The sequence below is a fragment of the Acinetobacter sp. WCHA39 genome, from assembly GCF_002165385.1.
In the GTDB taxonomy this organism is placed as follows: domain Bacteria; phylum Pseudomonadota; class Gammaproteobacteria; order Pseudomonadales; family Moraxellaceae; genus Acinetobacter.
Genome location: NZ_NHRP01000016.1, coordinates 55,115 through 80,374, shown reverse-complemented (window position 1 = coordinate 80,374; position 25,260 = coordinate 55,115). Strand labels below are relative to the sequence as shown.

Annotated in this window: 21 protein-coding genes; 13 read left to right on the top strand and 8 right to left on the bottom strand. The window is 40.9% G+C overall.

Translation table 11 applies throughout. The features are described 5' to 3' along the window. The first annotated feature begins 75 nt into the window (after window positions 1-75). Window positions 76-1,179, top strand: a complete 1,104-nt coding sequence (locus CDG56_RS09955) for an HPP family protein (protein WP_087547764.1) — start codon at window positions 76-78, stop codon at window positions 1,177-1,179. Window positions 1,180-1,248: 69 nt separating this feature from the next. Here the strand turns inward: CDG56_RS09955 and CDG56_RS09950 are convergent, their stop codons facing one another. Continuing rightward, the gene (locus CDG56_RS09950; RefSeq protein ID WP_005156379.1) at window positions 1,249-1,518 is read right to left on the bottom strand and encodes a PspC domain-containing protein; all 270 of its coding nucleotides are present in this window, start codon (window positions 1,516-1,518) and stop codon (window positions 1,249-1,251) included. Between the two features lie 346 nt (window positions 1,519-1,864). Here CDG56_RS09950 and CDG56_RS09945 point away from each other — a divergent pair, with 346 nt between their 5' ends. Then, a complete protein-coding gene (locus CDG56_RS09945) occupies window positions 1,865-2,536 on the top strand; it encodes a hypothetical protein (RefSeq protein ID WP_087547763.1) in 672 nt (223 codons plus the stop codon). A 52-nt stretch (window positions 2,537-2,588) separates the two neighbouring features. Here CDG56_RS09945 and CDG56_RS09940 read toward each other — a convergent pair whose 3' ends face one another. Further along, the gene (locus CDG56_RS09940; protein WP_087544130.1) at window positions 2,589-4,412 is read right to left on the bottom strand and encodes an acyl-CoA dehydrogenase C-terminal domain-containing protein; all 1,824 of its coding nucleotides are present in this window, start codon (window positions 4,410-4,412) and stop codon (window positions 2,589-2,591) included. 239 nt (window positions 4,413-4,651) lie between these two features. Between CDG56_RS09940 and CDG56_RS09935 the strand changes: the two genes are divergently transcribed. Next, the gene (locus CDG56_RS09935; RefSeq protein WP_087547762.1) at window positions 4,652-6,979 is read left to right on the top strand and encodes a hypothetical protein; all 2,328 of its coding nucleotides are present in this window, start codon (window positions 4,652-4,654) and stop codon (window positions 6,977-6,979) included. Window positions 6,980-7,045: 66 nt separating this feature from the next. Here CDG56_RS09935 and aroE read toward each other — a convergent pair whose 3' ends face one another. Beyond that, window positions 7,046-7,834, bottom strand: coding sequence for a shikimate dehydrogenase (gene aroE / locus CDG56_RS09930; protein WP_087547761.1), 789 nt, complete (start codon window positions 7,832-7,834; stop codon window positions 7,046-7,048). 132 nt (window positions 7,835-7,966) lie between these two features. Then, complete coding sequence (gene hemF, locus CDG56_RS09925; protein WP_087536042.1) at window positions 7,967-8,908, bottom strand: oxygen-dependent coproporphyrinogen oxidase; 942 nt, start codon at window positions 8,906-8,908, stop codon at window positions 7,967-7,969. 232 nt (window positions 8,909-9,140) lie between these two features. Here hemF and hemN point away from each other — a divergent pair, with 232 nt between their 5' ends. Beyond that, window positions 9,141-10,511, top strand: coding sequence for an oxygen-independent coproporphyrinogen III oxidase (gene hemN / locus CDG56_RS09920; RefSeq protein ID WP_087547760.1), 1,371 nt, complete (start codon window positions 9,141-9,143; stop codon window positions 10,509-10,511). Between the two features lie 53 nt (window positions 10,512-10,564). Here the strand turns inward: hemN and ribA are convergent, their stop codons facing one another. Then, window positions 10,565-11,167 (bottom strand): GTP cyclohydrolase II, encoded by a 603-nt coding sequence (gene ribA, locus CDG56_RS09915; RefSeq protein WP_087547759.1) that lies wholly within the window; start codon window positions 11,165-11,167, stop codon window positions 10,565-10,567. Between the two features lie 305 nt (window positions 11,168-11,472). Here ribA and dxs point away from each other — a divergent pair, with 305 nt between their 5' ends. The 8 genes from dxs to CDG56_RS09870 all read left to right on the top strand — a co-directional run bounded on the left by dxs (window position 11,473) and on the right by CDG56_RS09870 (window position 20,380). Then, entirely contained in the window at window positions 11,473-13,368 is a 1,896-nt protein-coding gene (gene dxs / locus CDG56_RS09910; RefSeq protein WP_087547758.1) for a 1-deoxy-D-xylulose-5-phosphate synthase, read from the top strand. A 135-nt stretch (window positions 13,369-13,503) separates the two neighbouring features. Further along, entirely contained in the window at window positions 13,504-14,334 is an 831-nt protein-coding gene (locus tag CDG56_RS09905; RefSeq protein ID WP_087544121.1) for an inositol monophosphatase family protein, read from the top strand. 449 nt (window positions 14,335-14,783) lie between these two features. Next, window positions 14,784-16,736, top strand: coding sequence for a DEAD/DEAH box helicase (locus CDG56_RS09900; protein ID WP_087547757.1), 1,953 nt, complete (start codon window positions 14,784-14,786; stop codon window positions 16,734-16,736). 421 nt (window positions 16,737-17,157) lie between these two features. Then, entirely contained in the window at window positions 17,158-17,976 is an 819-nt protein-coding gene (locus CDG56_RS09890) for an ABC transporter ATP-binding protein (RefSeq protein ID WP_005156344.1), read from the top strand. Further along, window positions 17,973-18,752 (top strand): lipid asymmetry maintenance ABC transporter permease subunit MlaE, encoded by a 780-nt coding sequence (mlaE, locus tag CDG56_RS09885; protein ID WP_087547755.1) that lies wholly within the window; start codon window positions 17,973-17,975, stop codon window positions 18,750-18,752. Before CDG56_RS09890 ends, mlaE begins: the two co-directional genes overlap by 4 nt. After that, entirely contained in the window at window positions 18,752-19,429 is a 678-nt protein-coding gene (locus CDG56_RS09880) for an outer membrane lipid asymmetry maintenance protein MlaD (protein WP_087547754.1), read from the top strand. Before mlaE ends, CDG56_RS09880 begins: the two co-directional genes overlap by 1 nt. Window positions 19,430-19,448: 19 nt before the next feature. After that, a complete protein-coding gene (locus CDG56_RS09875; protein ID WP_087547753.1) occupies window positions 19,449-20,081 on the top strand; it encodes a phospholipid-binding protein MlaC in 633 nt (210 codons plus the stop codon). An 11-nt stretch (window positions 20,082-20,092) separates the two neighbouring features. Then, on the top strand, window positions 20,093-20,380 hold the full coding sequence (locus CDG56_RS09870) for a lipid asymmetry maintenance protein MlaB (protein WP_087547752.1): 288 nt from the start codon (window positions 20,093-20,095) through the stop codon (window positions 20,378-20,380). 42 nt (window positions 20,381-20,422) lie between these two features. Here CDG56_RS09870 and CDG56_RS09865 read toward each other — a convergent pair whose 3' ends face one another. The 3 genes from CDG56_RS09865 to recG all read right to left on the bottom strand — a co-directional run bounded on the left by CDG56_RS09865 (window position 20,423) and on the right by recG (window position 24,375). Beyond that, the gene (locus CDG56_RS09865) at window positions 20,423-21,436 is read right to left on the bottom strand and encodes a CorA family divalent cation transporter (protein WP_087547751.1); all 1,014 of its coding nucleotides are present in this window, start codon (window positions 21,434-21,436) and stop codon (window positions 20,423-20,425) included. Window positions 21,437-21,653: 217 nt separating this feature from the next. Beyond that, window positions 21,654-22,337, bottom strand: a complete 684-nt coding sequence (locus tag CDG56_RS09860) for a ComF family protein (RefSeq protein WP_205666494.1) — start codon at window positions 22,335-22,337, stop codon at window positions 21,654-21,656. Then, entirely contained in the window at window positions 22,330-24,375 is a 2,046-nt protein-coding gene (gene recG / locus CDG56_RS09855) for an ATP-dependent DNA helicase RecG (protein WP_087547749.1), read from the bottom strand. The genes CDG56_RS09860 and recG overlap by 8 nt, the downstream gene beginning before the upstream one ends. An 18-nt stretch (window positions 24,376-24,393) precedes the next feature. Here recG and CDG56_RS09850 point away from each other — a divergent pair, with 18 nt between their 5' ends. Further along, the gene (locus CDG56_RS09850) at window positions 24,394-25,212 is read left to right on the top strand and encodes an NAD-dependent epimerase/dehydratase family protein (protein WP_087547748.1); all 819 of its coding nucleotides are present in this window, start codon (window positions 24,394-24,396) and stop codon (window positions 25,210-25,212) included. Window positions 25,213-25,260: the final 48 nt, after the last annotated feature.

The window sequence follows — 25,260 nt, the reverse complement described above, 5'->3', positions numbered from 1 at the left end:
TTAAATACATCTTCAGTTTGAGTCGGCGTATACTGCTGCAACCAATGAAACAACACTATTCCAGCAAGGTGCATTGTGAGCTTAACCCAATCAGACTGGCTAAATTTCTTAAAACCGAATTACAAAGTATTACCTTTGAAAGAACGTTTACTTTCAGGATTTGGTGCGCTTTGTGGTTTAGCAATATCCTCTTTAATTAGTTGGTATGTATTGGGCGGTATGAATGCATGGTATATCGCCCCGATGGGTGCCTCTTCTGTACTGCTTTTTGCAGTTCCGAATAGTCCTTTAGCGCAACCGTGGAATGTTGTGGTTGGCAACATATTGGCGGGTTTAATTGGTGTGACATGCACACAGTTATTACCTGATTTAACCTCTGCTTTTAGTGTCGCAGTTGGGTTAGCCATTTTTATGATGATGACAACTGATTCATTGCATCCTCCAAGCGGTGCAGTGGCGATTACCGCGGTTTTAGGCGGTGATGCTGTACATCGTTTAGGATTCCACTTTATTTTATATCCCGTATTACTCAACTCAATTTTACTTTTGTTGATTGCTGTCTTTTTCAATCGTTTGATTGGACGTCATTATCCGATTACAGCGCATGTCAATGAGCGTTCCAAAGACCCGACACCAACTCAGAAAGTTTCGATCCAACCTAAAGATATTAAACATGCTTTAGCACACCACACAGAATTATTAGATATTAGTCAGTATGATTTGGAAAAGATCATTTTAGAGGCACAAGAGCATGCCAATGAGCGTTTGAATCATTCATTTGTTTGCCAAGATATTATGAGTCGTGATGTGATTAAGCTACATGAAGATGATGATATTCAGCAAGCCTTAGATAAATTCAAAGCGGTAAATTTAATGAGTTTGCCTGTGGTAAATTCAGAGCATAATTTGGTCGGGACACTTGCTTTGTATGAGGTTGTGGAGTGGTTTAAAGGTGCAACAGATCCAAGAAATTCATGGCAACACTATGTCCATCAAATTATGAGTCATCGCGTAGTAACGGTTGATCCGCTACAACCCATTCAAGATCTTATTCCTTATTTTGTAGAAAAATCTTTTAATTATATTCCTGTCGTGGAAAATCAACGTTTGATTGGCATGATTAGTCGTGCGGATATGATCGCTGCGCTTCAACAACAACTCAATCGTCAAAAGCTTTAATCAGAATAAAAAAAGCTACGGTTGTATTAGGGGGAAATTCAACCGTAGCGACCAAAAGAGGCAAAGAAATTAACGTTTTATGCTTTGGTCTTCATAAACGGTTTTTACGGGCTGATTATAGCCTTGTACATAATCAACGCGACTTTGCTGTTGTTTTGGAATTACTAACCACAAAATCAGGTAAACCAAAATACCAGGGAAAGCTGCGCTCATGAGTGAAATCACTACAAAGATCAAGCGTAATAAATTTGCATTCCAACCAAAACGTTCCGCAATACCGCCCATTACACCAGCGATCATGCTTTGTCGGTTTGAGCGATATAAACCAGAATTGGTCATTTAATTTTTCTCCTAAAATATTTGATACAGCAACAGAATGAGGCTTCATTCATGATAAGCCGCTGTTAATAATGAGATAGGGATGAACTGGTTTTTTTAAAGTTTAAACAGATGGGAGAATCGTTACGGTGTGTAAAAGGCTGATGGAAAAAACGACGGTATCACCTAAAATGCACCGACTTAAAGCATACTGCTTTGTTAATTTGCTATTTCATCAAGTTACGTCCGCCATAATTACCCATTTGAGGGAATAGACGAATATTCAAATGCTTCCTATATTTTGCAGAACCATCGGATGTTTTTGAAAAAAGTGTGACAACGATGTTGATATTAGAGATTTGTGGATATGCAGTTCAGGTTCTTCTTACAGCATGTTAGTGTAGGATTTTTATTTAGTTTAGGCTTGAGTGCTTGTGATAGCTATCATCCAGATTCAATGAAAACATCAAACCAAGCGCAGCCAACTAGTGATGAAAGTTCTATTCCAGTCATGTTAGATGCTGAGCAAGCACGAACGAGTGCAAGTGAAGGAATGTCACTGACTGAGGTTGCTGGACAAGCAACAGTTCCTCATGTTGCTTCTCAACATATGACGCAACCGACTCAACAAGATATGCAATATGTTGGGCGCTATCATGCGCGTATTCCTTGTACTGATGCATTTGCTGGTTGTGTCAAAGATGAAAAAGAAGCGGAATATATCTTAAATTTATTAGAAGATGGTTCAGTTTATTGGACCAATACCAGTTTCGGGCGTTTGGGTTCAGATCCATCGCGCAATATGGCCAAAATAGAGCGAACCTGTAAGCAGGTGCAATGGCATGTTGAGCCCACAGAACAAGAGATCGTTGTGCGCTGTGATGCGGTGGATGTGAATTTATATTATCGGATCAATCAGGACCAGAATCTTGTGATGGATCTGGATAAAATCTGGAATGGGGATCAGGGCCGCAACCGTAAGTTCTTTAAGGAATATCCATTTCCTAAAAAAGCCTATGTGTTTGAAAAGGCGGAATAGAAAAATGAGTATAAAAAAGAGCGCATCAAGCGCTCTTTTTTGTCAGTTCCGATTAGTAATCGAAGCTGAAGTGTTCTGGAGCAAGTGAAGTCAAAGTACGTGAAGTCGTTACCATTGATTCTGCGTGACCTTGTGCACGTGGCAATAAACGGTCAAAGTAGAAGTCAGCAACCTTGATTTTTGCTTTATAGAATTCAGGCGTTTCAGCACCGTTGCCTGCTTCCAGTTTTTCAGAAGCAATCACTGCCTGCTGAGCCCAGAAGTAAGCCATCATCACGTAGCCAGAGAACATCAAGAAATCAGCAGAAGCAGAAGATACGATGTCACGGTCTTTACGTGCTGCAAGCATGATGCGAACAGTTAATGTGTTCCATTGAGCGCAAACCTTAGTTAAGTCCCAAGCGAAGCGACGTAAATACTTGTTGCGAGCATGTGCAGCACAGAATTTTAAGATTTCAGCAGTATAGTCACGAACAACTTTACCTTTTGAGCTTAAAAGAACTTTACGACCTAATAAGTCAAGTGCTTGAACACCCGTTGTACCTTCATACAATGTTGAGATACGTGCATCACGTGCGATTTGTTCCATGCCCCATTCTTTGATGAAACCATGACCACCATATACTTGGATACCATGGTTTGCAGCTTCCAAACCTAATTCAGTCAAGAAACCTTTAAGAATTGGAGTATAGAAACCAAGTTTGTCATCGGCAGCTTCATAAGCAGCTTGATCACCACTTGCCAGCGCATCAGCCATTTTATCTGCAAGTTTGGCAGCGTGATAAATCATTGCACGACCACCTTCAGCTACAGCTTTTTGAGTTAAAAGCATGCGGCGAACGTCTGCGTGGTGAATGATTGCATCAGCAACACGCTCAGGCTCTTTCTTACCAGAAAGGGCACGCATAGACATACGATCTTTCGCATAAGGTAATGCACCTTGGAAAGAAAGTTCAGCGTGAGCAATACCTTGAACCGCTGTACCGATACGTGCAGTGTTCATGAAGGTAAACATTGCATGTAAACCTTTGTTGATTTCACCGATGAGGTAACCAGTTGCGTTATCGAAGTTCAATACCGCAGTTGCTGAAGCACGGATACCCATTTTGTGTTCGATTGAACCACAAGATACGGTATTACGCTCACCTACACCGCCGTCAGCAGTTGGGATGAACTTAGGCACGATAAATAAAGAAATACCACGGGTACCAGCAGGTGCGTCTGGAAGACGCGCAAGTACGATGTGGATAATGTTTTCAGTTAAATCATGCTCACCCGCAGAGATGAAGATTTTAGTACCAGAGATTTTATAAGTACCATCAGCAGCAGGTTCAGCTTTAGTTTTAACTTGACCTAAGTCTGTACCACATTGAGGTTCCGTTAAGCACATTGTGCCTGACCAAGTACCTTCAACCAGTTTAGGCATATAAGTCGCTTTTTGCTCATCTGTACCGAACTGGATGATGGTGTTCATACAACCTGTACTTAAACCAGGGTACATGGTGAATGACCAGTTTGCAGTACCCATCATTTCAGACTTGATGAGGTTTAAAGACATTGGCAGGCCTTGACCACCAAACTCTTCTGGATAAGAAAGACCTTGCCAGCCACCCATGACGAATTGGTCATAAGCTTCCTTGAAGCCTTTAGGTGTGGTGACTTCGCCGTTGTTAAAGGTACAGCCTTCTTCATCACCCGATTGGTTCAGTGGAGAAAGTACGTTTTCGCAGTAATCTGCCGCACCTTCAAGAATCATATCAACGGTTTCAGCATCCGCATTTTGACCACTTGTCAAAGTTTGGTAATGTGCTGGATAATCTAACATTTCGTTCATTAAGAAACGAATATCGCGGAGAGGCGCTTTATAAGCTGGCATAATCTTAATCCTGTATTTGAATCATTTTGGATTATCTGTTTCGATACTTTGATTATTCACAATGGTGATAAAAATACATTGATAAACACTATGGAAAAGACTGTCAGAAAAGCGAATTAATCAGATGAGAGAGGCGTGCAAAAGTCAACTTTTTGTTGCTGTTTGAAACTCATTTTAAATATGAAAATGATTAAATTTACAGTTGTAAATATAATGATATAAGGGTATTTGGTAAAACTATGCGTTTAAAATATTTAACTTTATGTGTATTGGGGTTTAGTCTTTCTGCATGTTCCCAGCATGTCATTAAAACCAATTCTGCTACTGCAAACCTTGAACAGAAAGCCATTAACAGCATCAATGCGATGTATGAATATCCGAGTTACGATTATCGTGGTAAATTTAAAGTTCATCTCGACCTAGATCAAAATAAATCAAACACCTCGTCAGAAAAGGCAACCTTAGATGCAGCACTCAAACAAAAAGTGGATCAATATTTACAAGAACAAAAGGTTAATTTAAACAGCAAACAAAAGCAGGCACTCTATAATGCCTTGGCACAACAGCCCAAAAGTTCTGGTGGTTCTAAAGCTGATAAATTTGCTCAGATCATGACCAATATATTGAATGATATGCAATTTGAATATGATGGCTCAGTCCACTATCGTCAGAAAATGGGGTCGTTTAATCTGACAGCACGTTATGAAAAACCAACCTTGTTAGTTCAAGCAAAAGTGCCGATGGTTCTAGATTTAAATAATTATAAGTTTTATATCAATTACTTTGCTTTGATGCCGTATTTGGTGAACAAAGAAAATCAAAATAATTTAGCTTGTTTGGATTTTTCAAAATATCAGGCAATGTTTAAGCAAGTGGATTACAAAAAATTTGCAGAGTATGTGAAAGCTTCAAGTGCTATTTATTACCGTTTGGCTGATCAAAATAACATTCAAGCATTGTCTGTCTCCGCTGCTGATCGAAATTTAGGAGTAGTCGAAAAAATTCGCTTAAAAACATCGATTGAAGAATTAATTTTACAAGCGAATTTGTACAGCAAAGTGAATGAAAAATATTTAATGCAAAGCATTTTAAATATTAAAGAACAAAACTTAGAAAAGCTGATTGCTGATGAAACCAATGCTGTAAGCAAAACCAAGCCTGATGCAGCGGCATCCATATTAGCGAGTAAAGATTCCGCAGATGATGCAAGTGTCGTCAGTCAGCAATTATATCGTTTAGTGAATCAGCACTTTGGTGTTGAAGAGGAAGCTGATCCAAAGGTATCCGATGCAGCGCAGCAAGCGATGGATGCTGCCAAAGAAGCTGGGATAGTTGCTGATGATTTAGAATCAGCTGATGCTGCCGCAGATGCAGCTTCTTCCTCAGAAGATGAGCAAGGTTTAACAGAGGCCCAATGTACAGCGCTTCAGAATGCTCAACAGGCTGCTTATGGAGACGCACAGTATTGTGAAAGTATTTACGATATTGATGTTTTTAATGCGAAAAAAGCCGAATCAGGTTTTCTATCTTATGTTGAAAAATTACAAAGCGTAGAAAAAGAATTTGCTGTATATGATGAAAATCAATTTATTGATGATCAGGCATTTAAAGCTCTATGGATTAAGCATCAGGCTGAGATTGAAAAAGCATTGCCTCCTCAAGACAAACGTAATCCATTTACCATGGATATTGGTTTAGATGCACAAGGGCGAGCAGTTAAAATTGATTATGATTTGAATTATGCACTCCCTGAACTGAAGTCTCGTTTTAATCTTAAAGCAGATATGTTGATTTCCAATTATGGCCAAGCAACGCCAATTGATCAGGCTCAATTGAAACGAGCGAAAACATGGGCTGAAGCAAGTAAAGGCTCAATGTTGGAACAAGCAATCGGCAGTTTCTCAGAGAAATTGGGACAGACAGGCATTCAAGAGCGTTCAGCTGAACCTTATACGTTATCTTTAGAAGATCAACTCAAAATCATTGCAGAACAGCGATATGATGCTACACACAGTTATGAGCAAACATTTAAAGCAGTATTTATTGCCAAGCTGATAGAAAATAAAGCAGAAATTGCACAACGTTATACAAGTCAGGAATTGCAGGAAATTGCAGCTATTTATGCCTATTGGTATGCCACAGATGACATCTATAACCCACAAGGTAATGCGTTGAAGAGCATTGAAGCATTACAGAAGAAACATCATCTTGAGCAAGATGATCAGTTTGATGACAAGTTGGGACAAGCTGTTAATCGTATTGTAAATGATGCGATGCATGGTGATAAAGATCGTCAAGCTTGGAAAAAGCTACAAGCTCAATATAAGCAGCCACAGCAGCTATTTGCTCAACAGTATCAAGTTCAATTTGAGCGTGATAATGGAGTTTCGAGTGAGGAAAAACCACTATTAGCACAAACCGCAACGATTTTGGGACAAGTATATGTCGATGCTCGTAAAAATCAGTTATCTGAAAAGAGTATTAAATCGTTAAAGATTGAGCATAATGAATTCATTGATTATGAAATCTTTAAGGATGTTTACCAGAAAATGCTAACGGCAAAATAATTGGCGATTACTTGAAAAGAACCTGCGCAATGCAGGTTCTTTTTTGTTTATTAATTTATAGGTGGATTATAAGAAATCTTTTAATTCAGGTTTGACCCCATTCCAAATAGAGAAGGCTTCAATCGCTTGACCCACCAACATACCAAAACCATCTGTTGATGGAACTTGGCGCTCTTGGGCTTGATCCAAAAAGCTCGAAGGTTTGCCATAAGCCATTTCATAAGCATGGTGAAAAACCAAGCATTCAGGGAGTTGTAAAGTATCACCAGTTAAGCTGGCAGAAGTGGCATTGATGACAAAATCAAATTCACCAACAAGTTGTTCCAAGCTAAGCGCTGAGAGTTGCGCCTGCGGCACGGCATCTTTTAAATCTGAGACCAATTGTTCAGCTCGAGCAAGTGTACGATTGGCAATGACAATCTGCTTTGCACCTGCTTGTACTAAAGGATAAATGACACCACGTGTTGCACCACCAGCACCTAAGATTAAAATGCGACTATTTTTAAGGTCCCAACCTAAGGCTTGAATGGCGGCAACTAAACCCTGACCATCGGTATTATCTCCAAACAGTTTGCCATCTTGCATCCACAAGGTGTTCACAGCTTTGGCAATTTTGGCACGTTCAGTCAGTTGATCACATAAAGCAAATGCCTGCTCTTTAAACGGCACAGTTACATTCATTCCAATGCCATCATGAGCAAAAAAATCTTTTGTTGTGCTTTCAAAACCATCTAGCGGAGCAAGAATTTTTTTATAATTCAAATCAACGCCTGTTTTTGCTGCAAAAGCATGATGCAATTCTGGTGAGCGGGATTGTTCAATCGGATTCCCAATGACAGCAAATTGTTTGGTCATACTTTTATCCAAAGTTGAAAGAGAGGACAGAGGCTATTAAACATATTTGAATGTTTATGCTGAGACAATATACGATAATCTTTAGGTACAAAAAAGCACCTAAATTCAGGTGCTTTGAATAATTACGGTCAATTACTTATTTAAACTCAACCAATCTCTTGGTTTTAGATAATAATCGGTGAGACGTTTTTCAGGCGAGTTTTCATCCCATTCAGGACGATACGACCAGCCTGCAAGATTCGGTAAACTCACTAAAATAGATTCAATACGTCCACCTGTTTGCAGGCCAAACAGGGTACCTCGATCGTAGACTAAATTATATTCAACATAGCGACCACGACGATACAATTGGAATTCACGCTGAGCTTCGGTGTAAGGCTGTTCACGATGCTTTTCAAAAATAGGCAAGATCGCTGCTAAATAACCATTACCAACGGCTTGAATATATTTAAAGCAAGTTTCGAAGTCCCATTGGTTCAAATCATCAAAGAATAAACCACCTACACCACGTTGTTCATCACGATGTTTTAAGTAGAAATAATCATCACACCATTGTTTATGTTCAGCATAAACATGTTCGCCAAATGGTTGGCATAAGTCATAAGCGGTTTGATGCCAGTTTTGAATATCTTGATCATCTGGATAGAAAGGTGTGAGATCAAAGCCACCCCCAAACCACCAAACAGGGTCTTGACCCTCAGGTTCAGCAACAAATAAACGTACATTTGCATGTGAAGTTGGGATATTGGGATTTTTAGGATGAATCACTAAAGAAACGCCCAACGCTTGTGCTTTTGCACCTGCGATTTGAGGATGGCGTTCCGTTGCAGAAGCAGGAAGTTTACTGATGTTGATATGGGAAAACATCACTCCGCCTTTTTCAATCACGTCACCATTTTGCAAAACGCGAGAGCGACCACCACCACCTTCGGTTCGTTGCCAATCATCAATGATAAATTCAGCGGTACCACCGCCTGCACGTTCCTGTTGCTCTAGCCCTGCACAAATCCGTGCCTGTAGATCGAGTAAAAACTCACGAACACGTTGAATATCAGCTGAAGTTGGATGCTGCATTTCAACCTTCTAATCATTAAAAAAGATGGAAGGATATGTACCATGAAATCATAAAAAAAATAAGCTGATTTTTTGATTCAAACTGCAATTAGATAGTTGAACAGCTTAAAGGATCTAATCGATCTAACCATAATTATTCCGACCAAAAGAGTTGGTTGATTTCTTGGGTTAAGCTCAGCAGAATGTATTGATAATGCTTGTTGTTGCAAGCTGAACATCAGATAGGCACGTTATGACTCAAGTTCATTCACTTATTCAAAAATACAATGTTGCAGGACCACGTTACACCAGTTATCCGACTGTTCCGTACTGGCAAGAACAAGATTTTAGTTTGGAAATGTGGAAGCAAACTTTAAAACGGGCATTTGATGAGACAAATACGAGTGAAGGGATTAGTTTATATATCCATTTGCCATTTTGTGAGAGCTTGTGCACTTTTTGTGGTTGTCATAAGCGTGTGACGAAGCGCCACGAAGTGGAACAACCTTATATTCAAGCCGTGTTAAAAGAATGGGAGTTGTACTGCCAGTTGCTTGTCGACAAACCGCGGATTAAAGAAATTCATTTGGGGGGAGGAACTCCAACATTTTTCTCTGTACAACACTTGATCGAGCTGATTAATGGGTTATTGGCAAATGCAGATATATGTGATGAATATGAATTTAGTTTCGAAGGACATCCAAATAATACGACTCGAGAGCATTTACAAGCCCTATATGATCTTGGTTTTCGCCGAGTAAGTTATGGGGTGCAGGACTATAACGAAAAAGTTCAGAAAGCAATTCACCGTATTCAACCATTTGCTCATGTACAACAGGTTACAACGTGGGCACGGGAAATTGGCTATACCTCGATTTCACATGACTTGGTCTTTGGTTTACCATTTCAGAACTTGACTGATGTGTTACATACGATTGAACAAACGAATAGTCTAAAGCCAGATCGTTTGGCATTTTATAGCTATGCTCATGTACCTTGGATTAAGGGCAATGGACAGCGTGGTTTTAAAGATCAGGACGTACCTAAAGATGAGTTGAAACGCCAGTTATATGAGGAGGGAAAGAGAAAACTTTTAGCACAGGGTTATCATGAAATTGGTATGGATCACTTTGCTTTGGAACATGACAAAATGTATCAAGCTTTCCAACAAGAAAATCTGCATCGTAATTTCATGGGGTATACCTCATCAAAAACGCAAGTCATGATTGGCCTAGGTTTGTCTTCAATTAGTGATAGTTGGTACAGCTTTGCGCAAAATGAAAAAACACTAGAAGATTATTATGCACGTTTAGAGAAGAATGAGATTCCTGTATATCGTGGACATCTTTTAACAGAAGAGGATTTAGTCATTCGCCAACATATACTCAATTTAATGTGTTGCTTTAGTACTTCATGGCAGAATGAAGCATTGTATTTTCCAGAGTTACCTGAAGTATTAGCACAACTAGAGGAAATGCAGAATGACGGTTTGTTAAAGATGACATCAAAGGATATCCAAGTAACCGAACAAGGCAAAGCATTCGTAAGAAATATTTGCATGGCATTTGATTTACATCTTCGCCGCAAAATACCCAACAACCGTATTTTTTCTATGACGATATAAAACAATCGCTTATTTTTTCGAATTATCATGAGCTTGATTGAATCAAGGATGACTTAGAAGTCATCCTTCTGGTAAAGATGATCCATACGCTCACGTTTGGTCTTTAAATATTGTTCATTAAATGGGTTACGACCTACTGTTAACGGTACACGCTCAACCACATTGATGTCTAAATCAGTTAGGGCTTTAAGTTTTAACGGGTTATTCGTAATTAACTTAACTTTTTTAATTTGTAGATGATCCAGCATAATGCTACACATATCATAACGACGTGCATCCGCAGGCAGGTTTAAAAGTAAATTGGCATCTACGGTATCGTGACCCTGATCCTGTAAAGCATAGGCGCGGATTTTATTCGTTAAACCAATCCCACGACCTTCTTGGCGTAGATACAAAATCACGCCTTGACCTGCTTCATTAATCAAACGTTGGGTTGCTTGTAATTGAGGACCACAGTCACACTTTAATGAAGCGAAAGCATCACCTGTTAAGCATTCTGAATGAATACGGACTAAAACAGGTGCTGTTGGGGGAGTTTCTAAACCTTTAGAAAGCGCCACATGTTCTTCGCCTGTTTGAGGGTCTTGAAACACAGAAATATTGAAGTCACCAAAAGCAGTTGGTAGCTTTGATGTTGCAATAAATTCAATCGGCACAGAGAGCTCGCTATGTTAGTAAAAACTGTCAAAGTATAGCTTAATGTGTGAAGATTGAGTGAATTGCAAGTTCTGATTTTTCACATAAGTTTTTCTTTTTCATAGAAAGCACACAATAATGGTTGATAAACAGTGACATAATTCAGGATAATCTGTAAGTCAGTTGTTTAAGATTGGCTTGAGAATGTTCAGCACTACATCATTCGCACATGTGGCTGATTGAAGGTAGATCATATTTAATTGTATGATTGCCCCCATTTAACCCAGCTTCGGATTTGCCAGGCTTAAAAAGGCTTTGCCACATTATGTTGTATACCGAAATTCCAACTCAACGTCCTGTTACGCCATTGTTAGATGGAATTGATCATCCACAACAATTACGTCAGCTCGAGCAAAGCCAACTCGCACAAGTGGCGGATGAGTTGCGTCAATATATTTTGTATGCGGCAGGGCAAAGCGGTGGCCACTTTGGCGCAAATTTAGGTGTGATTGAACTGACAGTTGCTTTGCACTACTGTTTCAATACACCAGATGATCGTTTAGTTTGGGATGTGGGGCATCAAGCATATCCACATAAAGTACTGACGGGGCGTCGTGAGCGAATTACTACGATTCGTAGTAAAGATGGTTTAGCTGCTTTCCCTGCGCGTGAAGAATCTGAATTTGATACCTTTGGTGTAGGGCATTCGTCAACAGCAATTTCTGCAGGTCTAGGAATGTCGCTTGCGCGTCGTTATCAAAAAGATCCGTGTGATGTGGTTGCAATTGTTGGTGATGGTGCAATGACAGCAGGTATGGCATTTGAAGCCATGAATGATGCGGTTGCACATGATGCTGATCTGATCGTTGTTTTAAATGATAACGATATGTCGATTTCATGCAGTACTGGCGGTTTTGCTAAACACTTGGCTGCAATTTGGGAAACAGGTCAACTGGTAAATGTCGACGAACATGGCCAAGCCTATGTTCAACCACATCCGAAGTGGACTTATAACTCACGGTTACATCAATCTGCAACAGATGCGGCGGATAACTTATTTAAAGCGATTGGTTTTGATTATTTTGGGCCATTTGATGGGCATGATGTTGAACAACTCACACAAGTTTTTCATGCGCTAAAAAAACGTAAAGGCCCTCGTTTAGTTCATATTTATACCAAAAAGGGTAAAGGATTTGCGCCTGCTGAAGCAGACCCGATTACCTATCATGCGATTACTAAAATTGCAGCTAGAGCATCTGCACCTGCAAAAAAATCACCGCCTAAATACTCAGACGTGTTTGGACAATGGTTATGTGATGAAGCAGCGCAAGATGATCGTTTACTCGCAATCACTCCAGCGATGTGTGAAGGTTCAGGGATGGTTCAGTTTGCAAAGCAATACCCTGAACGTTTCTTTGATGTTGCGATTGCTGAACAACATGCAGTGACTTTAGCAGCGGGTATGGCGTGTGAAGGTTTAAAACCCGTTGTAGCAATCTATTCGACCTTTTTACAACGTGGTTATGACCAATTGATCCATGATGTTGCTTTGCAAAATCTAGATGTCACTTTTGGGATTGATCGTGCTGGTTTGGTCGGTGAAGATGGTCCGACCCATGCAGGTGCATATGATTATGCCTATATGCGTACTGTACCTAACATGGTGATCATGGCACCAAAAGATGAAAATGAATGTCGCCAGATGTTGCATACGGCATATCACTATAATGGACCAACTGCCGTACGTTATCCACGTGGTGTTGGTACAGGTGCTGAAATCCAACAGCAAATGACTGCTTTACAAATTGGTAAAGCTGAAATCGTTGCGCAATTTAATCAGGACGCAGATCAGCAGATCAGTATCCTTGCTTTTGGTAGTCGTGTTGCAGCATCAGTTGAAGCAGCAGAATTATTTGCAAGTAAACATTCGGTTGCCGTACGTGTAGTGAATATGCGTTTTGTGAAGCCATTGGATGAACAAATCATTCGTGATTTAACGCCTCGTACTCAACTGTTTGTAACTGTGGAAGAGCATGCGGTTATGGCGGGTGCGGGAAGTGCAGTAAATGAATTTTTAGCACAAGCTAAAATCATTAAGCCAATTTTAAATCTAGGTTTGCCAGATGCATTTTTACATCAAGCAACTCATCAGCAAATGCTTGCAGATTGTGGTTTAGATGGACAAGGGATTTTTGCTTCAATTGAGAAAGCTTGGTTATAGATCGCTAACGCTTTGTAAATTAGAAAATAATCTTTCGCAAACATTTTTTACCTAAAAGCCCTTATATTTGATAGAATATGAGGGCTTTTATGCATTATTCTTTGTCAAAATCTTCAAATTTGTAGTGGGTGTTCAATGGAACCTATGGTGGTTATGGCTGCGCGTGCGGCTCAAACAGTTGGTCAAGAGCTTTTAAAGGCACATCAAAATCGTCATAAACTCGATTTACAAGTTGAAGAAAAGGGCATTGATGGTCCAGTAACACGTGTTGATCGTTACTTGGAACAACTTACAATTGATACACTTCGCAAAAGCTATAAAAACCACAGCTTCCTTGGTGAAGAGTTTGGTATGCAAGAAGGTAAAGGTCACGATGCAGATTGGTGCTGGGTGATTGATCCTTTAGATGGTACTCAAAACTTTATCAACGGTTTCCCTCATTTCTGTATTTCTATCGCAGTACAACATAAAGGCGTAACTCAACACGGTGTGATCTATGATCCAGTGCGTGATGAATTATTCTCTGCAAGTCGTGGTCGTGGTGCGGTCATGAACCAACGCCGTATCCGTGTCAATGTTAAAGACTCTTTAGAAAGCACATTCCTTGCGGTAGGTCATCCTTATCGTGCGAAGCGTAATGGTGAAATCGTTTCTTATGCAGAACAACACTTCGCTTCTTTGTTGGCTGTCACTAAATCAGGCGCGCAAATCCGTCGTGGTGGCTCTGCTGCTTTGGATTTAGCTTATGTCGCTGCAGGTCGTTTTGATGGATTCTTTGAGCTTGGTTTAAAACCGTGGGATATAGCTGCGGGTGAACTGATTGTAAAAGAAGCGGGCGGTGTGGTTGTGGATGCTCGTGGTGGTAATGAATCATTTGATAATGGTCAAGTACTTGCTTGCTCATTGAAAATGTTAAAACCATTGATGCAAACAGTTGTTCCAGCTTGGGGCGATGCTGCAAAATAAATTTTAGATTAAAAAACCCTCAATAATTTGAGGGTTTTTAATTATGATCTGATCATAATAAAGGAGTTATTTTTATAATTTCATCTTCTTTAATCGGTCAGATAAAAATAATAAAGGTGATCCAGTAGAAAAACCTATTAAAAAGGGTGACTTTTAAAATTATTCTGCTATAATCCGCCCACGCACTTAAATTCCAGTTCATTACCTGAACATTCAGTTCTATTCATATTAGCGCACGCTGTCCATAGAGAGGACCATATCTTGCGCCCAAATCGCTTAGCGATTCTTCAGGTTGAGGCAGTAATCAAGCGTGCGTTTAGTCCACATCGTCGTTATTCGGATTGCCGCTGAACTTCATCTATTTTCAGCTTGAGTCGCTTTGCCGCTTTTTGCCGATGTCTATTTTTTGTATTTATTAAAATGGAGCACCCATTAGGGTGAAACTCTCTATGAGCAAAACTTTTGCCGAATTTTCTTTGCACGAAACCTTACAACAAGCCCTAGAAGGTTTAGGTTTTACAAGCCCAACTCCTGTGCAAGAACAAGCGATTCCAGCTGCGTTAGATGGAAAAGATTTATTAGTTTCAAGCCAGACAGGTTCTGGTAAAACTGCAGCATTTTTACTCCCTACATTAAATGCTTTGGCAGGTCAGGAAACTTTTGTGCCATTTAAAGAACGCATGAAAGCTGTGACTCAACCAAGCATCTTGGTTTTATGTCCTACGCGTGAATTGGCTCAACAAGTAAGCCAAGATGCGATTGCATTTGTACGTCATATGAAAGGTGTTCGTATTGCTGCAATCATGGGTGGTATGCCTTTTGGTAAGCAAATTCAACAGCTTAAAGGCGCACAAGTGATTGTTGCAACGCCAGGTCGTTTGCTTGACTTGGTAAATCGTCGCCAATTGAAACTTGATAAAGTTGAATCGTTAATCGTCGATGAAGCTGACCGTATGCTTGATCTAGGCTTCTCTGAAGATTTAGAAGCAATTGGCGAGTTAGCTGCAAACCGTAATCAAACATTAATGTTCTCTGCGACTTTTGCTGATCGTATTATTCGCCTTGCTGAACGTATGATGAATGATCCACAACGTATCGCAATTGAAACTGGTCACAGCACTAATACTGATGTAACACAAACATTACATTGGACAGATGGTTTTGAGCATAAGAAAAAATTACTTACTCACTGGTTGTCTGACGAGTCAGTAGATCAAGCTGTTGTCTTTGCAAGCACGCAAGAAGATACAGATATGCTTGCTGAAGAATTGGCTGAAGCAGGTCACTCAGTTGTTGCATTGCATGGTGCTATGCCACAAACTGTTCGTAACCGTCGTTTACGCAGCATCCGTGAAGGTCGTGCAAAAATCTTAGTTGCAACTGACGTAGCAGCACGTGGTTTAGACGTACCAACTATTTCTCACGTGATTAACTTCGGTTTACCGATGAAAAACGAAGATTATGTACACCGTATTGGTCGTACAGGTCGTGCGGGTCGTACTGGTCAAGCGATTACACTTGCGACTTATCGCGAGCGTGGCAAAATCCGTGCGTTAGAAGATTATTTAGATGCACGTTTAAATGTATCTGAAATTGAAGGTTTAGAGCCATCTCCACCTCCTGCTCGTTCAGGTCGTGATGGTGGCGGTCGCGGTCGTGATGGCGGTGGTCGTGGTCGTGGCGGCCGTGATGGCGGTCGTGGCGGTTTTGGTGGTGGTCGTCGTTTTGAAGGCGAGAGCAATTTCAAACGTCGTGAAGGCGGTGAAGATCGTCTACGTCGTAGCTTCGATGATAAACCACGTGGTGAGCGTCCATCATTCGGTGGTGAAGATCGCCCACGTCGCGAGTTTAACTCTGACCGTCCACGTCGTGAAGGTGGTTTTGAAGACCGTCCACGTCGTAATTTTGATGATAAACCACGTGGTGAACGTCCATCATTCGGTGGTGAAGACCGTCCACGTCGCGAGTTCAATTCAGATCGCCCACGTCGTGAAGGTGGTTTTGAAGATCGTCCAAAGCGTAGTTTTGGTGGTGAAGATCGTCCACGTCGCGAGTTCAATTCAGATCGCCCGCGTCGTGAAGGTGGTTTCAATGATAAACCGCGTTTTGATTCGAATGATGACAACCGTGGTAACCGTGTAGATTACAAACCACGTCGTGAAGGTAGCTTCGGCGACCGTCCAAAGCGTGATTTTGGTGATCGCCCACAACGTGAAGGTGGTTTTGGTGACCGTCCAAAACGTAGTTTCGGTGGTGAAGACCGTCCAAAGCGTAGTTTCGGTGGTGAAGACCGTCCAAAGCGTAGTTTCGGTGGTGAAGACCGTCCAAAGCGTGATTTTGGTGATCGTCCAGCACGTGAAGGTGGCTTCGGTGGTGACCGTCGTCGCAAAAACGATTTTTAATCGTTAAAAAAACCGATGAAAAGAAGAGCCAGTTGTAAAACTGGCTTTTTTATTCAAGATTAGTCATGTAAAATTACAAAAATGTCTACTAATTCAAATTTTATAGAAGAAATGAATAAATTTAAACAAAATAAAAGTCTTTTAAGTCAAATATGGTCATTCATTTGTGGTGAAGGGTTGCCATGTCTATTTGTTATTTTAATGCTTTGTAATGGGTTATTTTTTGCATATGCACTTATTGCACGCAATAATACCGATTCTTTGAATGCAAGCTCACAACATGAGTTGAGCACAGAAGTTCATAAAAAGAACAATTACATAAATTAATAATCTTCATACGTAGCATATCAAAATAAAAACAAGCGCTTAATCTTTCAGTGTATAGTATGCGTGCATAAAAAGTGCAGGAATGAATGCCAGTATGAATAACAAATCTCCTCTCGATGCTGAAGCCCTCATTGAAGTTAAAAACTTGAGCTTTAACCGAGGGGAACGCGTCATTTATGATGATGTCAGTCTTAAAATTCGACGTGGTCAAATTACTGCAATTATGGGGCCTTCAGGAACAGGTAAGACCACTTTGCTCCGTTTGATTGGTGGGCAGTTAATCCCTGATCATGGTGAAGTATTGCTCGATGGTAAGAATATTGCAGCCATGTCTCGTCCAGACTTGTTTGCTGCACGCGCACGTATGGGGATGTTATTCCAGAGTGGTGCGTTATTTACTGATATGTCAGTTTATGAAAATGTTGCATTTCCTATTCGTGCGCATACACAATTACCAGAACATTTGATTGCTGAGTTAGTCGCTTTAAAGTTGGAGTCGGTTGGGCTACGTGGTGCTGAACCCTTAATGCCATCTGAACTTTCAGGAGGTATGAATCGTCGTGTTGCCTTAGCGCGTGCGATTGCACTTGATCCAGAATTGATTATGTATGATGAGCCATTCGCTGGCCAAGATCCAATTGTTAAAGGTGTTCTAACACGATTGATTCGTTCTTTGCGTGAAGCTTTAGACTTAACAACAATTATTGTCTCGCATGATGTCGCAGAGACATTATCGATTGCTGATTATATTTATGTGGTTGCTGAAGGTAAAATTCAGGGTGAAGGTTCACCTGAGCAGCTACAGGCACATGCTTCCCCATTTGTACGTCAATTTTTAACAGGCTCAGCTGAGGGTCCTGTTGAATATCAATTTACTCATCAAGCATATTTAGATAACGAGGTTCGTGCATGAATACGATTGCCTGGTTAGGTAGACTCGTTATTGAGCGAATAAAGGGGATAGGTGCAGCATCACTTATGCTCATCCAGATTTTATTTTCAGCGCCTTCAAAGGGTGGCTTTCAACGCTTTGTCTATCAAATGCATCGTGTTGGGGTCATGTCTCTGCTGATTATTGCTGTGTCAGGTTTGTTTATTGGCGCTGTCCTTGGCTTACAGATGTATAGCATTTTGGTCACTTTTGGTAGTGAAGCTATGTTAGGGACTGCGATTTCGTTAACTTTGTTACGTGAACTTGCTGCGGTTGTTGCTGCATTACTATTTGCAGGGCGCGCAGGCTCGGCTCTCACTGCCGAAATTGGTTCAATGAAACAGAGTGAACAATTGGCCAGTATGGAAATGATTGGCGTTGATCCACTTCGTCAAATTGTGGCTCCGCGTTTGTGGGCAGGTATTGTGAGTTTGCCGATGTTGACTGTGATTTTTGCAACGATCGGTATCATTGGCGGCAAGTTGGTTGGCGTAGATTTTTTAGGTGCTGATGAAGGTTCTTTCTGGGGTGGTATGCAAAGTACAGTTCAGTTTTGGCATGATATTTTTAATGGCACTATTATTAAAAGTATTGTTTTTGCGCTGATTTGTACATGGGTTGCGGTCTATCAAGGTTATGCTTGTGATCCAACACCAGAGGGTATCGCGACTTCGATGACCAGAACGGTCGTATATTCTTCACTTTGTGTATTAGGTTTTGATTTCGTGTTGACTGCGGTCATGTTCGGAGGGATTTAATGAAATCACGTACTAGTGAGCTGGCCGTAGGTATTTTTGTGATTATCTTCGGTATCGCTCTATTTTTTCTTGCGATGAAAGTTAGTGGTTTAGTGGGTACAAATCTACGTGATAGCTATAGCATGACAGCGCAGTTTGATAACGTAAATGGTTTAAAACCACGAGCAAAGGTGTCCATGAGTGGTGTGACCATTGGTCGTGTAGAATCTATTACGCTTGATCCAGTAACACGTTTAGCAACAGTTAAGTTTGATTTGGATGGTAAATTAACCAGCTTTAATACTGAGCAATTAAAAGAAGTGCAGAAAAATGCCTTAGAAGAATTGCGTTATAGCTCAGATTATCAACAAGCTGATGCTGCGAAACAAAAAGCAATGGAACAGCAACTTATCAGTAACATGACCTCCATCACCAGTTTGGATGAGGATGCTTATATTATGGTTGCAACCAATGGCTTACTGGGTGAGAAGTATTTGAAAGTTGTACCAGGTGGTGGTGTGAATTACCTAAAGCGTGGTGATGTTGTTTCAAATACCCAAGGTACAATGGATTTAGAAGATTTGATCAGTAAGTTTATTACTGGTGGTGCTGGTAAAGCCACATCAAGCTCAACAACTTCAGTGAGTTCGGCATCGCAGCCAGCTGCTACTGAAGCAGAACCATCATTTGTTGAGTAATTCAGGTTAGGAGATTGAAGTGAATACATTATTGAAACAGACGTTAACAGCAAGTGTATTATCAACCATGCTTGCGAGTGCTGCATTTGCAGCACCAACAGAAACCCCACCTGATTTTGTTAAACGTGTGGCTGATGGTTTAATTACACGTCTAAAAGCAGATCATGCGAAATTACAAAGTAATCCTGCTTTAGTTAAATCGATTATTCGTCAAAACCTTGATCCGTATGTTGATTCACAAGCATTTACACGTATCGTATTAGGTACGTATGCAAACAATCAATATACAACTGCTGCGCAACGTGCTCAGTTTGAACAAAATTTCCGTGCGGTGATTATTGAAAACTATGGTGGTGCTTTCGCTAAATATACCAACCAAAGTTATACTATGCGTCCTTTTAAGTCGACCAATAGTAAGAATCCCGTTGTTACATTAGACTTCTTACATAATGGTGAGAAAATCCCTGTATCGTTCCAGTTGACAGATAAAGGCGACCAGTGGAAAGTCCGTAATATTAATGTGTCTGGTATTGATTTAGGCTTGCAATTCCGTAATCAGTTTGCTGCTACTGTTCAGCGGAATGGTGGTGATCTGAATAAAGCGATTGCAACCTTTAAACCAGATGCAGATGCTGCTGTTAATAAAAAATAAGTAGGTGACGGGTGATTCAGTATATTGATCAGCAATTAATTGTTTCAAAAACAATTGATTTCTCGAATGCAGAACAGGTTTATCGAGCAGGTTTAAAGCATATTCAACAGCACAAGGTTTTCCCTCTGGTGGTTGATTTGGCTCAGCTTGAAAATGGTAATACCTTATCTTTGGCGGTATTGGTGCAATGGCTGCGTCAGACACCTGAAAATAAAGGGCTGCATCTTAAAAATGTGTCTGATAAGATGCTGAAAATCATCCAAGCCTGTCATTTGCAAGATGATTTGAAATTGATATGAAAAAAGTCTTGTAATAAAAAAGCACCATCAGGTGCTTTTTTATTAAATCCATTTCTTCCAGCGGAAATACACCATTGGGAGTACAAGGAACGCCATCAGGATACTCGCTACAATCCAGAAACTAAGACTACCATGTGCGAAAGGTAAGACCTCAGTGTTCATGCCATAGATACTAGCAATCAGCATCGGTGGTGCAAGCATACTTGGCAAAATCGAGAATCGGCGAATTGTGTCATTCTGTTCGGTGTTAATGAAGCCTGATGTGGTATCCAGTAAGAAGCGGACTTTCTGGAATAAGAATGCATCATGTTCGACCAGTGAACGGACATCCTCACTTAATTCTCGAATATCTGCATCATAAATATGACTGCCTAAAGCTCGAGGACGAGAAAGGAAGGTAAGCACACGACGTAAATCGATCAAACACAGTTGCGCCTTTCCAAGCATATCTTCTTGTTGTGCGAGTCGTGTAATCATGTCATCAAGATCGAGCAGGGTTTCACGATGATGGTTATTGAGTACTTCTGTGGAGTATCTTTCCAAGTCTTTGTGGATATCTTCTAAGATATCCGCAAGCTCATCTAGTTTTGCTTCAAGTAACCCGAGCAAGATCCAAGTGGGATCTTTATAGTCCATATTGTAATCATTGCGCCGCGCACGCGCACGGAATGCACGGAACGCCACCAGCTTTTCACCGCGCAGGGTAAACAGGCGGTCCTTATACAGAATGAATGCAACCGTTTGCACCATTGCCAGCATGTGGGATGATTCTTCCGCATCTCCATCCACCTGATAGTTTTTATTCTTTGTTAAAAAATAGGTGCTGATATGTAAAATACCGTCATCATCACGGTAAAATCGTGCCGATGAGGAAATGTCTTCAAGTGATTTTAAGGTGGGTAGGTTTCGCTCGTAAGCATCAAATACCCACTGTTGTTCTTCTTGAGATGGAGCAATTAGATCAATCCAAACCAATTCAGGGTGGAGATCAAAACTCCCATTGATTGTTGCATCTTCCAGACTACCGCGCTCTGTGGCATAAAAGGCTTCAAGCATGTCTTTTTTCCTCGCGCAGCCAATGTTAGATTTTCAGCATTGTACCGAAAACCAGCGTGTATTTTAGACAAGGATGAAACGAAAAACACTTGCCTAAACGTTAATTTCTAAAAAATCTTGTTACACAGCCTACTTTATCAGCATGACAGTTATATAAAACGGTTTTAATTGTATGAATTCTATTTGGATGATCAGTCCACAATATTGGCACCACTGACTAAAGAGGTGGTGATTCCGTGGTGTCAGCAAAACCTTGTAAGCTAGACTCCCGATGTTGTGCGGCTGCCAAACACGCACTATAGATTTGTTGGCAGCCGAGCTGTTCCAGTGCCTGTGACAAGGCGGTAATGGAACTCCCCGTAGTCACTACATCATCCACAATCAGCACTTTTCGATAGCGGATTTTTCCTGATGGAGCGGCAATAAATTGTTGTTCAATGTCTTCCAGCCTTTCCAGACGTGAAAAGCCTTTTTGTGAATGCTGTGCCAGTCGTTGTATAGGTTGCCAGACAGGAATATTCAGGTTATGTGCCAGTGCTTTCGCCAGTAACAGGGTTTGGTTAAAACCTCGCTCTGCCAAACGATCTGTGGAAATTGGCATTGGCACAATGGCCTGAACTCTGGGAAGTTTGAGTTGTGATAACAGGCAATTTAATAAACGTTGATGATACAGTTTTTGTTCATATTTAAACTGTTGAATAATGCGGTCAATCGGATATTGATAATGACAGGCAACAAATACCTGTTGCTGGTTACGGGTAATGTGCTGTTTCAACCACGGCAGTTGTTGCCAGCAATCGTGACAAACACCAAAATGCTGTTTGATCCCAATGTCACACAGGCTACATGGCGTGAAATAATCAAAAACCTGTTGGGCGGATGTGCCAAGTAATTTAAACATAAGCGTATCTTGGGGCTTCAGGCAGCCAGCGTTTGAGCAGGCCGTCAGCATGTTGTGGATAATCCTTGAGGATTTGTGCCGCCACATAATGTGCCTGGCTGAGTAAATGGTCATCACGTTCCAGACGCGCCACGCGAAAGCCCATATCCCCTGTCTGTTTGGTGCCCAGTAACTCACCTGGACCGCGAATTTCAAGGTCCTTTTCAGCAATCACAAAGCCGTCATTACTTTCTCGTAAAATAGACAGTCGCTCCTGACCATTTTGAGACAAAGGTACTTTGTAGAGTAGAGCGCAAAAACTAGCGGTAGCACCACGCCCAACACGTCCTCGAAGTTGGTGCAATTGCGAGAGACCCAAACGTTCAGCATTCTCAATGACCATGATTGATGCATTAGGCACATCGACCCCAACCTCAATCACGGTAGTGGCAATTAACAGTTGTGATTGATTGTCTTTAAAGGCTTGCATGACCGCTTGTTTTTCATCTGCTTTCATTTTGCCGTGGACTAGACCAATATTGATGTCTGGAAAGCGCTCCTTAATTTCTTGATAGGTGGCTTCGGCGGCTTGAGCATCTAGGGTTTCAGATTGTTCCACTAAGGTGCAGACCCAATATGCTTGTTTACCTTCACGACAGTTGCTGGCAATCCGTTGCAGAACCTGCTCGCGCCGATCCAGTGGAATCGTTACGGTTTGAATCGGGGTGCGTCCCGGGGGGAGCTCGTCAATAATTGAAGTATCCAAATCACCATAAGCACTCATCGCGAGTGTGCGGGGAATCGGGGTGGCTGTCATCACCAATTGATGTGGGGTAAATTGATTAGCGCCTTTATTTCTTAAAGCAAGCCGTTGATCAACCCCAAAACGGTGCTGCTCATCAATAATCACCAGGCCGAGTTTGGAAAATTCCACGGCATCTTGGAATAAAGCATGCGTACCGACAATAAGTTGTGCATGCCCTTGTTTAATTTGTTGTTCAGCTTGTGTACGTGCTTTGCCTTTTTGTTTGCCTGAAAGCCATGCCACTTGGATGCCTAGTGGTTCAAACCAGCGTTTAAAGTTTAAGTAGTGCTGCTCGGCAAGAATCTCTGTTGGTGCCATCAGTGCAACTTGCCAGTCTGCTTCTAGTGCATGGCAGGCTGCAACTGCTGCGACGAGTGTTTTACCTGCTCCTACATCACCTTGGACTAAGCGCAGCATCGGTTGATTTTGCTTGAGATCTTGCAAGATTTCCTTAGAAACTCGTTTTTGTGCATTGGTCATTTGAAAAGGAAGACCATCTAATAATGCCTTAGCCAAGATTTTACTGCTATCAAAACGAGGTGCAGCAATTTGGCGGATATAGGCACGGCGTGTTAATAGGCTAATTTGATGGGCGACTAGCTCTTCAAAAATTAATCGTTGTTGGGCAGGATGCGAACCTTGATTGAGTTGTTGCATGTTGGCATCAACAGGTGGCTCATGAATATATTCTAATGCTTGTTTAAGTTCATAGCCGTTGCTGTATTTAGTCGGTAATAACTCAGCCAAGTCATCGCTATGATGTTGTAACGCCTGACGAATATATTCACGTAATTTAGGCTGCGTCAGACCTTCAGTGCTAGGATAAATTGCCGTGAGTTGGGTTTTGGGTAAGGGCGTATGCTGTTGGATGACTTGTATTTCTGGATGATAAATTTCAAGACCGCGTGCTCCAACACGAACTTCACCGAATATTCGAAGCTGTTGTCCCATTTTGATGCGATCAGTTAATCCCTTATAAATGTGATAAAACCGTAAAGTAACCTTGCCAAAATCATCTTGTAATAAGGCTGCAAGTGATTTCTTTTTGCCTGGAGGAAAATCTACGGATCGAACCTCACCTTCGAGCAAATAACTTCGTCCAACAACCAGCTGATTCATTGGAATAATGGTGCTACGATCTTCATAGTCACGAGGAAGATGAAACAGCAAATCATCCGTGCTAAAAATATGAAGCTTTTCTAATAGGGTTGCTGCGGCGGCACCAACACCTTGTAATTGCTGGACTGAAGTCATCTCTATTCAAGGGTGTATATGCATATTTTATTTATTGGTTATGGTAAAACATCTCAGCGCGTTGCTAAACACTTATTTGAGCAAGGTCACCACATTAGCACAATTAGCCGTAGTCCAAAAATGGATTGTTATGCAAGACACTATATTCAAGATATACATTATTTAGATTTGACTCAGCTTGATCCAATTGATTTGGTTTATGTCATTCTTGCACCTTCGCAGAGCGGCATAGAAGCATATCAACAAACCTATGTTGATAGCGTTAAACCGATTGCTAATGCTCTCAAAAATCATCCTGTTCGACGTATCATCATCGTTTCTTCGACACGAGTCTATGGTGAAAATGCAGGGGAGCGAATCGATGATGAATCATTCATTCAACCCATCGATGAGCAGGGACATCTGCTTCGGAAGATGGAGTTGTTGTGGCAATCACATTATCCACATCAGAGCATTATTGTCCGACCAGCAGGAATTTATGGGACCTCAATTGCTCGTTTAAAAAAGCTTGCTGAACAAACACTGACTTATCCAACGATACATTTTAGTAATCGAATTCATATCGATGATTTAGCCAAGTTTTTAGCATTATTAGCTGTTATAGATGTTGTTGAATCAAGTTATATCATCAGTAATAACAATCCTTTACCCATGCATGAAATATTAAGTTGGTTTCAACAATATTTAAACTTGCCTCAGTTGCAACTTTTGTCTGAGCAAGTAACTGGGAAGCGAATTTATGCAACTCGATTGCCACAAACGGGATTTAAATTTGAACATCAGATTTGCTTTAATGACTATCAGACGCTGTTGTCGGTACATGATAATGAAAAATAATGAGATTAAATTGCAAGACAATTTGAATAGTTGGTATAGATTTTGATG

Coding starts and splice junctions, on each gene's coding strand:
- CDG56_RS09950 (WP_005156379.1), bottom strand. CDS start 1,518: ATGACCAATTCTGGTTTATATCGCTCAAACCGACAAAGCATGATCGCT.
- CDG56_RS09945 (WP_087547763.1), top strand. CDS start 1,865: ATGCAGTTCAGGTTCTTCTTACAGCATGTTAGTGTAGGATTTTTATTT.
- CDG56_RS09940 (WP_087544130.1), bottom strand. CDS start 4,412: ATGCCAGCTTATAAAGCGCCTCTCCGCGATATTCGTTTCTTAATGAAC.
- CDG56_RS09935 (WP_087547762.1), top strand. CDS start 4,652: ATGCGTTTAAAATATTTAACTTTATGTGTATTGGGGTTTAGTCTTTCT.
- aroE (WP_087547761.1), bottom strand. CDS start 7,834: ATGACCAAACAATTTGCTGTCATTGGGAATCCGATTGAACAATCCCGC.
- hemF (WP_087536042.1), bottom strand. CDS start 8,908: ATGCAGCATCCAACTTCAGCTGATATTCAACGTGTTCGTGAGTTTTTA.
- hemN (WP_087547760.1), top strand. CDS start 9,141: ATGACTCAAGTTCATTCACTTATTCAAAAATACAATGTTGCAGGACCA.
- dxs (WP_087547758.1), top strand. CDS start 11,473: ATGTTGTATACCGAAATTCCAACTCAACGTCCTGTTACGCCATTGTTA.
- CDG56_RS09905 (WP_087544121.1), top strand. CDS start 13,504: ATGGAACCTATGGTGGTTATGGCTGCGCGTGCGGCTCAAACAGTTGGT.
- CDG56_RS09900 (WP_087547757.1), top strand. CDS start 14,784: ATGAGCAAAACTTTTGCCGAATTTTCTTTGCACGAAACCTTACAACAA.
- CDG56_RS09890 (WP_005156344.1), top strand. CDS start 17,158: ATGAATAACAAATCTCCTCTCGATGCTGAAGCCCTCATTGAAGTTAAA.
- mlaE (WP_087547755.1), top strand. CDS start 17,973: ATGAATACGATTGCCTGGTTAGGTAGACTCGTTATTGAGCGAATAAAG.
- CDG56_RS09880 (WP_087547754.1), top strand. CDS start 18,752: ATGAAATCACGTACTAGTGAGCTGGCCGTAGGTATTTTTGTGATTATC.
- CDG56_RS09865 (WP_087547751.1), bottom strand. CDS start 21,436: ATGCTTGAAGCCTTTTATGCCACAGAGCGCGGTAGTCTGGAAGATGCA.
- CDG56_RS09860 (WP_205666494.1), bottom strand. CDS start 22,337: ATGTTTAAATTACTTGGCACATCCGCCCAACAGGTTTTTGATTATTTC.
- recG (WP_087547749.1), bottom strand. CDS start 24,375: ATGACTTCAGTCCAGCAATTACAAGGTGTTGGTGCCGCCGCAGCAACC.
- CDG56_RS09850 (WP_087547748.1), top strand. CDS start 24,394: ATGCATATTTTATTTATTGGTTATGGTAAAACATCTCAGCGCGTTGCT.